Below are 10,489 nucleotides of genomic sequence, written 5' to 3' on the forward strand. Positions count from 1 at the left end.
CCTCGGTTCACAGCGGTGCGTTGAGACACACCCTATGCGTCCGATGCTCCCGTAGCTCCGCTGCCACCCTTGGCGGCGAAGCGAAGATCATCAACGCGACGTGAGGCCTCGCGCAGCTGCTCGGGCGCCTCGGGCGAGATGTTCAGGCTGTCGAGAAGGTCGAGGTAGCGTTGGCGCTCAGCGCCGAGGAGCGCGGACACCTTGGACTCGAGATCGCGCCGGGCGCGTTCGGCGAGGGTTCGGACCGCTTGGTCCCCGAACACCGCCTCGAGCAGCTTCTGTCCGAGCACGGCCGAGCCACCGGCGATGCCGGCCTCGGCGCCCGTCACGCCGGCGGTGTGGGCGAACACCACGACCATCAGGGCCACCGAGAGCCCGTTGACACCGAACGCGAGGAAGCGCGCCGTGGAGCGCTTGTCGGCGCCCTCGGTGCGCACCATCTCCAGCACGTCCGACTGCCAGTCGCGTACGGCGCGCTCGGCCCGACGCCGGAAGTCGCGGGACGCACGGCCGAGGTCCTCCCCCGCGTCGGTCAGCAGGATCTGCCCGGATGCCGTGGACTGCCACGACGCCTCAGCGCGCTCAGCGGCGGCTTCGGCGTGTTCGAGGATCAGGGTCTCCAGGCCCGACTCGACCGCCACTGTCACGCGCTCGGCCTGCTGGGGCTTGCCCTTGATGGCATTGACGACTCGGTCCCGGAGCCAGCCGACCCGGGTCTCCAGCGACCTGAGGAGCTCACCGGTCCCGACGAACTCCTGCCAGCGGGCCAGCACCTCGCCTCGCAGCAGGGTGCCGTCGGCCGAGGCCTCGGAGATCTCCGCGACGGCCTTGTCGTAGGCGGCGTTGGCATCGCTGCGCAGGCGGCGTACGGCGTCGACCTGCTCGGTGGCTGCGTCGGCGACCGAGTGAGTGCGGCGTGCCAGTGTGCGGACGGCGCCGTCGAGCGTCTGCTTGACCACCCCGGAGCGCGCTTCGGCATCTGCCGCCAGCGACCCCAGCCAGCCCTTGATCTCGGCGACGTTCGCGGCCGGGAGCAGCCCGTCTTCGTTCACGTCGCCCTCGACGACGGTGAAGAGGGGCGAGTCCTTGAGCCCGCGGCTCGCGAGCATGCGGGCGAGGTGGGTCGAGACCGTCTCGACGGCCTCGGGCGGGGTGCGGTCCAGGACGATCGCGACTGCGGCGGACCGCTCGGCGGCCTTGCGCAGGAAGTCCCACGGGACCTGGTCCGCGTAGCGCGCAGCCGAGGTCACGAACAGCCAGAGGTCGGCCGCGGCGAGCAGCTGGGCCGCGAGCACGCGGTTGCGCTCCTCCACCGAGTCGATGTCCGGCGCATCGAGGATCGCCAGGCCCACGGGCACGGCGTCCGACGCAACGAGCTGGAGTGCCTCGGGGTCGTTGGTCGGCATGGTCACGCGCTCCAGGTCCGGCAGGAGGCGATCCTGACCGAACCACTCGGCGTCGGCCGGGTTGTGCACCAGCACGGGCGACCGCGTCGTCGGTCGGAGCACGCCGGGTTGGGTCACCCGGGTGCCGACGAGGGAGTTGACCAGGGTCGACTTCCCGGCCCCGGTGGAGCCGCCGACGACGGTCAGCAGGGGCGCCTCGATCGTCATGAGACGCGGGATCACGTAGTCCTCGAGCTGGTCGACCATCTCGCGTTGCGCGTCACGCTGCTCAGGGGCGCTCGGCAGCTCCAGCGGCAGTCGCACCTCTTGCAGCGTGCTGCGCATGCGGACCAGCGCCGTCAGCATCTGGGTGCTGCTGTCGCCGCCCGTCCTGGGGTCCTTGTCCGGCTGTGACTCGCTCATCGGGTCGGAACCACCTGTCCGGGGAAGGAGATGTAGGGCCGTACGGCGTTCAGGGCGAGGACATGCTCCTGGCCGCGTTCGGCAAAGTCACGTGGGGCGGTGCCGCGGAGGTATCGGTGGTGCAGGTAGGCGAGCTCGATCGCCGCCGCCTGGTAGTCGCGCATGGCCCGCTCGGCGGCCTGGCCGCCCACCTGCTTGGCGAACTGTCGCGCGCGTCGCCGTGCCCGCAGATCGACCAGCCAGGGGATGTCGGTCGCAGGGAGCAACCCGCGTCGTGAGGCGTCGGTGAGAGCGGCGGCCATCATGCCCTTCTCGGAACGCCGGCGGTACAGCGCGAAGGCGATGAGCCCCAGGAACGCCGGGAACATCATCGTGCCGTAGACGAAGAAGAAGTTGCCGGTGCCTCCCAGGGTCGAGGAGTTCCACAGCGAGTGCGTGAAGACGGCGAGGGCGTAGCCGCCGACGAGCGCGAGGAGGCGGACGACACCCTTGCGTGACGTCACGGCGACGCCGACCCCGATCCCGATGAACGCGGTGAAGAAGGGGTGCGCGAACGGGCTCAGCAGACAGCGGACGATGAAGGTGACGGTGAGTGCGTCGGTGCCGCCGGGGCCGAGACCGTCCGTGCCGTTGTAGGCGGCCGCGAGGTACAGGATGTTCTCGGTGAAGGCGAAGCCGATGCCGACCATGCCGGCGTAGACGATCCCGTCGAGGATGCCGTCGAGCTCGTGTCGTCGCCACCACAGCAGCAGCACCAGGAAGGCGCCCTTCGTCGCCTCCTCGGTGACCGGGGCCAGCAAGGAGAGGCTCTGCTCGTTCGTCGCGCCGCCGGCCATGCCGATGCCTTGGAAGAGCAGTGCGGCGGCAGTAGCCACGAAGGCTCCCCACAGCAGGCCGCCGACCAGCAACGAGCGCGGCTCAGGCTCATAGCGGTCCAACCACATGAAGCAACCCACCAGCGGACCGACAGGCAGTGCCGCCAGCAAAGCCGCCAGGGCCAGGGAGTCAGGGGCGCCGGACAGGGCGATCACCGCGGCCATCACGAGGGCGCCGAGCAGCACGAGGACGGTCACGATCACGGTGAACGCAACACTGTCGCGACGGCGGCTGGGCATGCCGGGAGCCTAACTGAGCGAGGGGTCAAGGCCGACTCTGCGGCGTACAGTGGCGGCGTGAATGAGCAGACCCAGCCACCGTCCGGGCCCGAGAGCAGCGCGCCGAGCACCGAGTCCCACGATCCGGCCGTGCCCGAAGCCTACGCAGCCTTCATGCGCACCGGGTGGGGCGAGCGCGAGCTGGACCTGCCCCCGCATCCGGTCGCGGAGTACGCCGAAGCGCGGCGCGCACGGCTGGCCGAGATGTTCCCCGGGGAGCGCCTCGTGCTGCCCGCCGGCACCTACAAGGTGCGCGCCAACGACACCGACTACCGCTTCCGCCCCGACACCGCTCACACCTACTTCTCCGGCAACCAGACCAGCGACGCGGTGCTGGTCATCGAGAACGGGTCCGACGGCGTGGGCGAGTCCGTCCTGTACGCCCGACCCCGTGCCTCGCGCGAGACCGACGAGTTCTTCCGGGACCGTCAGTACGGCGAGCTGTGGGCCGGACGCCGGCCGTCGCTGGGCGAGATGTCGGACAGCCTCGGCCTCGAGGTGCGTCATCTCGACGACCTGCCGGCCCGGCTGCAGGGCGGTGGCAAGACCCGCGTCCACCGCGGCCACGACGCCCGCGTCGACGCCCTGGTCGCAGCCGACGAGACCCTGGACACCGACTTCACGCGCGTCGTCTCCGAGCTCCGGCTGATCAAGGACGAGTGGGAGATCGGCGAGCTGACCGAGGCCTGTGACATCACGACGCTCGGCTTCGAGGACTCGGTGCGCGAGTGGGACCGGGTGCTGGAGTTCGGCGAGCGGTGGATCGAGGGCACCTTCTTCCGCCGCGCCCGCGCCATGGGCAACGACATCGGCTATGACTCCATCGTCGGGGGCGGGGCGCACGCAACGACGCTGCACTGGATCGACAACACCGGTCCGATCCGTCCCGGCGAGCTTGTGCTCCTGGACATGGGTGTCGAGGGCCGCAACCTCTACACCGCTGACGTCACCCGCACCCTCCCCGTGGACGGCACCTTCACCCCGATCCAGCGCGACCTCTACGACCTCGTGTTCGCGGCGCAGCAGGCCGGCATCGAGGCCGTCAGGCCGGGCGCGGCGTTCCTCGCTGCCCATCACGCGGCGATGGAGGTCCTGGCTCACGGCCTCGCCGATCTGGGACTGCTGCCCATCTCGGCCGAGGAGGCGCTCGACCCCGAGTCCAAGCTGTACGCCCGGTGGACCCTGCACGGCACCTCGCACATGCTGGGGATGGACGTGCACGACTGCGGGAGCGCTTCGGTCGACATCTACCCCAAGGGCGACCTCGAAGAGGGCATGGTGCTGACCGTGGAGCCGGGCCTGTACTTCCAGGAGGACGACCTGCTGGTCCCCGAGGAGCTGAGGGGCATCGGCATCCGGATCGAGGACGACATCGTGGTCACCCAGGACGGTTGGCTCAACCTCTCTGCCGCGCTCCCCCGCACCTCCACCGAGGTGGAGGAGTGGATGGGCGCCCGTCGCTAGTGGAGTGTCGCCACTTCGACGACCTGCGGTGCCGCTCGTGCTCGCTGCTGGAGGTCCCGCGCACACGGCAGCTCAGTGACAAGGAGGCGCACGCTCGATCGCTGGTGCCCAGTCCTGTCTGGCACCCGACCGTCGCGGGACCCGACGCGGGCTTCCGCAACAAGGCCAAGATGGTCGTCGGCGGCACGATCGAGTTCCCCACCCTCGGGATCCTCGACGCCGCTCATCATGGGGTCGACCTGCGCGACTGCAGCCTCCACTCCCCCCGGCTGACCGCAGCACTGGAGGTCGTGGCCCGCTTCATCACGCGCGCCGAGCTGGCGCCGTACTCCGTCAGCGAGCGCAGCGGCGAGCTCAAGCACGTGCTGGTGACCGAGTCGCCGGACAGCGAGCTGATGCTGCGGTTCGTGGTCCGCTCGACGGCCGACGAGGCACGGATCCGCAAGCACCTGCGTTGGCTGCTCTCCGAGCTCCCGCTCCTCCGGGTCGTCTCGCTCAACGTCCAGCCGACGCACGCTGCCGTACTCGAGGGCGAACGTGAGATCGTGCTGACCGACCAGTCGGTGCTGCCGATGCGGATCGCCGGCCTCGAGCTCGCACTGCGCCCCCAAGGGTTCTTCCAGACCAACACCCACGTCGCGGCCGCGCTCTATGCCCAGGCACGCGACTGGGTCGCCGCCATCGCGCCGTCGTCGGTATGGGACCTCTATTGCGGCGTCGGCGGCTTCGCCCTTGCCTGTACGGCGCCCGGCCGCTCGATCACCGGCGTCGAGGTCTCGGTCGAGGCCGTCGCCGCCGCCACGCAGACAGCGCCTGAGGGCGTCATGTTCATCGCCGACGACGCCACCACCTGGGCCCTGGCCCAACCCACGACGCCGGACCTCGTCATCGCGAACCCCCCGCGCCGGGGCGTCGGATCGCCCCTCGCAGAGTGGCTCGAGACCTCGAGCGTCCGCCACGTCATCTACTCCTCGTGCAACGCCGAATCACTGGCCCGAGACCTGGTGAAGATGCCGTCGTTGCTGCCCGTCGAGGCGAGGGTGCTGGACATGTTCCCGCACACCACCCACTTCGAGGTGATGGTGCTGCTGGCACGTCGTACTACCGTGTGAGGCTGGTCAACGAAACCCTGCCAACAGATCGCCCCGTCCAGGAAGGCGAAATGCGCGAAGAGCTGCCCGCTCATCCATCCAGTGTCGGCCGTGCCCGCCGCCTGGTCCGCGAGCAACTTCAGGGGGACGCCTCTGGAGCCCTTGGCAGAGACGGCCGAGCTCGTGGTGAGCGAGGTGGTCACCAACGCCATCGTCCACACGGGTGCCGACATCGAGGTCGCCGCATCGCTGGACGAGGACGGTCTCCGCGTCGAGGTCGCAGACTCGAGCACGCACCTGCCCGTCGTGGCCTCCTACGACTCATTGGCCATGACCGGGCGTGGTCTCCGCCTCGTGGCCGAGCTGACGGACCAGTGGGGGGTCGAGACCCGGCCCGATGGCAAGACCTTCTGGTTCCACCTCGGCCTGAGCGTCCGCGGCGAGGGCCTTCACGACCTGGAGATCTCGGGGGCGGACCTCAGCGCGCCCGCGCGTGGCGGGCGAGGCAATGACGTGACCGTGGAGCTCCTCAACATGCCGGCCCGCATGCACGAGGCCTGGCAGGAGCACGCGAAGTCGCTCCTGCGCGACCTGTTGCTCCTCGGGATCGACGTGGCGGCCAGTGACGAGCTCGAGGCGCACGCGGCCGCCATGGACGCCCTGGCCATCCTCGAGGAGCAGGTGGGCACGGAAGCGCCTGACACCGAGCCGGACCCGCTCGCCCTTACCCCCGAGCCAGCAACGGTGAAGGTGCGCGTGGTCGTCCCCCAGGGCTCGGTGCCGCACTTCGAGACCTTGGACAAGCAGCTCGACTCTGCCCTGTCCCTCGCACACGCAGGCCGACTGCTGGCCCCACCCTCGCAACCCGAGTTCGACGCCTTCCGTCGATGGATCGCCGACCAGGTCCGGGAGCAGGCCGAGGGCGGACCGCCGCGACCCTGGACGGCGCAGGCGACACCGACCGGACCCGGGGGCTTGGACAGCGAGCACGCCGCAGCGTGGGATGCCGCAGCCGTGACCGCGTCGCCACGGGCTCTGATCGGGGCAGACCGTGCCGGACTGATCGTTGCAGCAAGCCCGGCGGCGTTGGCGCTGCTGAGGTACGACGGACCCATCAGCCTGCTCGGGAAGAAGCTGGCGGATCTCGTCCCGACGCGGGATCACCAGACCCACCTCGCGGGATTCACGTTGCACCAGTTCAACGACCGCGGCCCCACGCTGGGTCTTGCCGTCGTCGTCCCCGTCCGGCGAGGAGACGGCACCGAGGCGGAGGTCCGGCTCAGCCTCACGGCCTCTCTGGGCACCGATGGCGCCTCCATGCTCGTCGCGGAGCTGCAGCCTGCGACACCACCAGGTCGCTGACCGAGGGGCGGCTGTCCACACCAAAGGGTGAAGGCGGCAACCGTTCGTGCACAACCTCGCGGCCGCGCGTCTAGTGTTTGCGCGTGCTCACCAGTTCCTGCCCCGTGGAAGGGTGTGAGGCATGAACCTCACGGTGGAGACGCGGTTCGCCCACGGCTACACGGTCGTCACGCCCCGCGGCGAGATCGACCTCAGCACCGTGGAGACCTTCCGCGAGGTGCTCAACGAGCTGCTGATCCAGGGCCAGGTCCACCTCCTGGTCGACATGGACGAGACGAGCTTCTTCGACTCCCTCGGCTTCGGCGCCCTGGTCGGAGCACGCCGCAAGGCCCAGGCGTTCAACGGCTCGCTGGGCATCGTGTGCTCCAACGAACGCATCCTGCGGCTCTTCGAGATCACCGCGCTGGACCGCGTCTTCACGATCACGAACACGGTGCAGTCACAACCGGCGCGCGACGTCATCGACGGTGCCGACTCCGCGTCACCCACCGTATTGTGACCTCGTGAACGTCACCCTCGCGCACAACGTGGTCGACACCGGTCTGCCCGACGGTCGCGTGTTGCTGTTCGCGCACGGTTTCGGGTGCGACCAGAACATGTGGCGCTACGTGGCTCCGCACTTCGAGAGCAGCCACCGCATGGTCCTGTTCGACCATGTCGGCGCTGGTGGGGCGCAGGCGCCGTACGACGCGGAGCGATATGCCTCGCTCGAGGGCTACGCCGACGACGTGGTGCGCATCTGCACCGAGATGGACCTCCACGACGTCGTGTTCGTGGGCCACTCCGTGTCGGCCATGATCGGCGTCCTGGCCCACCTCCGAGCACCGGAGCTGTTCTCCGCGTTGGTGCTCGTGGGGCCCTCACCGCGCTACATCAACGACGACGGCTACACCGGGGGCTTCGAGCGCACCGACATCGACGACATGCTGGCGGCGCTGTCGAGCAACTACCTCGGCTGGTCCAGTGCGATGGCCCCGGTCATCATGGGCACGCCTGAACAACCCGAGCTGAGCACGGAGCTGACCCAGAGCTTCTGCCGCGCCGATCCTGAGATCGCCGAGCGGTTCGCCCGGGCCACCTTCCTCTCCGACAACCGAGCGGACCTCCCGGGGGTCTCGGTCCCCACGTTGGTGATGCAGTCGCGGGACGACCTGATCGCGCCGATGGCAGTGGGCGAATACGTCGCGGGCGCCATCCCGGGCAGCTCCTTGGCGGTGCTGGAGGCGAGCGGTCACTGTCCCAACCTCAGCGCTCCGGACGAGGTCATCAGGGCCATGGAGAAGTTCCTGGCCCAGGATCGCTGAGTGGCGACTCCAGACGCCACGGCGGCGTTCCAGCAGGCCCTCCTCGGCGACGATCCGGCCGCGCTGTACGACAAGGCACCCTGCGGCTACCTCTCCACCACGCCTGACGGGACCATCGTGAAGGTCAACGAGACCTTTCTGACGTGGACCGGCTTCGTCGCCGACGAGCTGGTCGGTCAGCGCCGGCTCGTCGACCTGCTGACGCCGGGCGGCCGGATCTACCACGAGACGCACCTGGCTCCGATGCTGCTCGTCCTGGGGCAGGTCAAGGAGATCGCGCTCGAGGTGGTGACCGCGGACGGTGCTCGCCTGCCGGTCCTGGTCAACGCAGTGCTCGACCGCAGCGCGGAGGGTGAGCCGCGGGTCGTCCGGGTTGCGGTCTTCGACGCGACGGAGCGCCGTCGCTACGAGCAGGAGCTGTTGCTGGCCAAACGCCGGGCGGAGGAGTCCGAGCGGCATGCCGTACAACTCGCCAAGGCACTTCAACAAACACTCATCCCGCCGACGTCACCCACGATCCCGGGTCTGCAGGTCGCGGCCGCCTACCGACCGGCAGGGGCGGGCGACGAGGTGGGCGGCGACTTCTACGACGTGTTCCAGATCGCTGACGGCGACTGGGCCGTCGTGCTCGGCGACGTCTGCGGGAAGGGGGTGGAGGCGGGGGTCGTCACGTCGCTGGTCCGCCACACGGTCCGGTCGTTGGCGGTGTCCGAAGCATCTCCGCGCGACCTCCTTGGCCAGCTCAACGCGGTCCTGTTGTCAGAGGATCCGGACCGGTTCTGCACGGTCGCGTTGCTCCGGCTGCGCCGTGACGCAGAGGGCTGGCAGGTCACCGCCAGCTCCGGCGGCCACCCGCTTCCGCTGCTCCTGCGACCCGGGAGACCGCCGACGACCTTCGGCGAACCTGGAATGATCGTGGGTGCCTTCGACCCCGCCTACTTCAGCGAGTCCACCGTGCGCCTCGGGGAGGGCGAGTCGTTGTTCCTCTACACCGACGGCGTCCCCGAGGCCCGGCGGGACGGTGAGCTGTTCGGCGAGGAGCGACTGCTGGAGGCGCTCGCCGCCCCGGGCGCGCCGCCCGACCTGATCGACCGCGTGCTCGACCAGGTGCTCGAGTTCCAGCGCCACCACCCGCGCGACGACATCGCGCTGCTGGCCATCTGCGCCTCTGCTTCACCCTGATCGGTCCGTGGGTCCTGAACGACCCCGACGGACGAACCCGACGGACGACAAAGGGCCGTGGCCGCATGGCCACGGCCCTCGCCGTCGTGCGTCAGGTCACTTCTTGGGGATCTTGACCTTCTGTCCCGGGAAGATCAGGTCCGGGTTGTCGATGTTGTTGACCCGCGCGAGGACCTGCCAGTCCACGCCGTAGCGCTGGCCGATGCCCGACAAGGTGTCGCCGGACTTGACCGTGTAGACCTCGTCGTCCGCAGCGTCCTGGCGGGCCTCCTGCCGGGCTTCCTGGCGGGCCTCCTGACGCTCTTCTTGACGCTCTTCGCGAGCTTCCTGCTTCTTCTCCCGACGAGCGTTGGCCTTGTCGATGGCCTTCTGGGCCTTCTCCTCGGCCTTCCGGTCCGCCTCGAACTGCGCTTCCTGGGCGGCCTTGGCCTCGGACTCGGCCTCCTGACGCGCAGTGTCGGCCTCGGCCTTCTCCTCCGCAGTGGCCGAGGGCAGGCCGGCCTTCTCGGCGGCCTCGTCAGCCTTGCGGCGTGCCTCGTCGGCGCGCGCCTGGGCTTCGACCTTCGCCTTGTCGGCCTCCGCCTGAGCGGCCTCCGCCTCCTGGCGTGCCTCCTCGGCAGCTTCGGTGTCGTCGGTCGTGATGGCATCCTTCAACTTGTCCCACAAGGACATTGCGGACTCCTCTCGTTGGGCCGGACGGGAGAACCCGTCGCACGAGCCGTTCTCGAACCTAGGGGCGTCCGAACCCTCCTCGCAACGCGCTCCCCCCACAGGGGTGGGCGGAGTGCTCGTCCCGTGGCGGAGATCGATCCACCCTGGCCGCCCCCTGGTCCGGTCGACACCTTTGTCGGACGTCGTTGGGACGTCCGACATCTCGGTAGCCCGGGCAGCCCCCTCGTCGGACGTCCCGGCGAACGTCCGACACCGTGCGGATGTGGTGTCACTGGGCCACACGGTCGCTGCCAACGGAGCACACCCCGCTAGCCCCGGTGATTCATGAGGGTGGCGCTGCGTCGATCTCGTTGGCGTGGACTCTGCGAAGGTCGTGATGACTGATCTCGGGTACACCGCTGGGTCGGCTGGCGCTGCCGGGCTGCGGTTCTCCGGGGCGTGATGTCGTGAGC

General features: G+C 69.6%; 9 protein-coding genes. 6 read left to right on the forward strand and 3 right to left on the reverse strand.

Annotation, left to right across the window (positions count from 1 at the left end):
• Nucleotides 1-32: 32 nt before the first annotated feature.
• Together VNJ48_RS15470 and VNJ48_RS15475 are read right to left on the reverse strand one after the other, a co-directional pair.
• Nucleotides 33-1,808, reverse strand: coding sequence for a dynamin family protein (locus VNJ48_RS15470; RefSeq protein WP_325603658.1), 1,776 nt, complete (start codon nt 1,806-1,808; stop codon nt 33-35).
• Nucleotides 1,805-2,923, reverse strand: a complete 1,119-nt coding sequence (locus tag VNJ48_RS15475; protein WP_325603660.1) for a PrsW family intramembrane metalloprotease — start codon at nt 2,921-2,923, stop codon at nt 1,805-1,807. The genes VNJ48_RS15470 and VNJ48_RS15475 overlap by 4 nt, the downstream gene beginning before the upstream one ends.
• Nucleotides 2,924-2,980: 57 nt before the next feature.
• Here VNJ48_RS15475 and VNJ48_RS15480 point away from each other — a divergent pair, with 57 nt between their 5' ends.
• The 6 genes from VNJ48_RS15480 (at nt 2,981) to VNJ48_RS15505 (ending at nt 9,365) form a co-directional block, all read left to right on the forward strand.
• The gene (locus tag VNJ48_RS15480) at nt 2,981-4,426 is read left to right on the forward strand and encodes an aminopeptidase P family protein (RefSeq protein WP_325603662.1); all 1,446 of its coding nucleotides are present in this window, start codon (nt 2,981-2,983) and stop codon (nt 4,424-4,426) included.
• The gene (rlmC, locus tag VNJ48_RS15485; RefSeq protein WP_325603680.1) at nt 4,426-5,538 is read left to right on the forward strand and encodes a 23S rRNA (uracil(747)-C(5))-methyltransferase RlmC; all 1,113 of its coding nucleotides are present in this window, start codon (nt 4,426-4,428) and stop codon (nt 5,536-5,538) included. The genes VNJ48_RS15480 and rlmC overlap by 1 nt, the downstream gene beginning before the upstream one ends.
• 90 nt (nt 5,539-5,628) lie before the next feature.
• Complete coding sequence (locus VNJ48_RS15490; protein ID WP_325603663.1) at nt 5,629-6,879, forward strand: ATP-binding protein; 1,251 nt, start codon at nt 5,629-5,631, stop codon at nt 6,877-6,879.
• Between the two features lie 121 nt (nt 6,880-7,000).
• Nucleotides 7,001-7,378, forward strand: coding sequence for an STAS domain-containing protein (locus VNJ48_RS15495; protein WP_325603665.1), 378 nt, complete (start codon nt 7,001-7,003; stop codon nt 7,376-7,378).
• Nucleotides 7,379-7,382: 4 nt separating this feature from the next.
• Complete coding sequence (locus VNJ48_RS15500) at nt 7,383-8,183, forward strand: alpha/beta hydrolase (protein ID WP_325603667.1); 801 nt, start codon at nt 7,383-7,385, stop codon at nt 8,181-8,183.
• Nucleotides 8,184-9,365, forward strand: coding sequence for a SpoIIE family protein phosphatase (locus tag VNJ48_RS15505; protein ID WP_325603669.1), 1,182 nt, complete (start codon nt 8,184-8,186; stop codon nt 9,363-9,365).
• Between the two features lie 96 nt (nt 9,366-9,461).
• On the opposite strand, the gene VNJ48_RS15510 is transcribed toward VNJ48_RS15505, so the two are convergent.
• The gene (locus VNJ48_RS15510; protein ID WP_325603671.1) at nt 9,462-10,037 is read right to left on the reverse strand and encodes a LysM peptidoglycan-binding domain-containing protein; all 576 of its coding nucleotides are present in this window, start codon (nt 10,035-10,037) and stop codon (nt 9,462-9,464) included.
• Nucleotides 10,038-10,489: the final 452 nt, after the last annotated feature.

The organism is Nocardioides sp., from assembly GCF_035576065.1.
Classification (GTDB): domain Bacteria; phylum Actinomycetota; class Actinomycetes; order Propionibacteriales; family Nocardioidaceae; genus Nocardioides.

What these genes read in the sequence shown, in the direction of transcription:
- VNJ48_RS15510 (WP_325603671.1), bottom strand. Translation starts at nt 10,037, where the DNA reads ATGTCCTTGTGGGACAAGTTGAAGGATGCCATCACGACCGACGACACC.
- VNJ48_RS15475 (WP_325603660.1), bottom strand. Translation starts at nt 2,923, where the DNA reads ATGCCCAGCCGCCGTCGCGACAGTGTTGCGTTCACCGTGATCGTGACC.
- VNJ48_RS15470 (WP_325603658.1), bottom strand. Translation starts at nt 1,808, where the DNA reads ATGAGCGAGTCACAGCCGGACAAGGACCCCAGGACGGGCGGCGACAGC.
- VNJ48_RS15495 (WP_325603665.1), top strand. Translation starts at nt 7,001, where the DNA reads ATGAACCTCACGGTGGAGACGCGGTTCGCCCACGGCTACACGGTCGTC.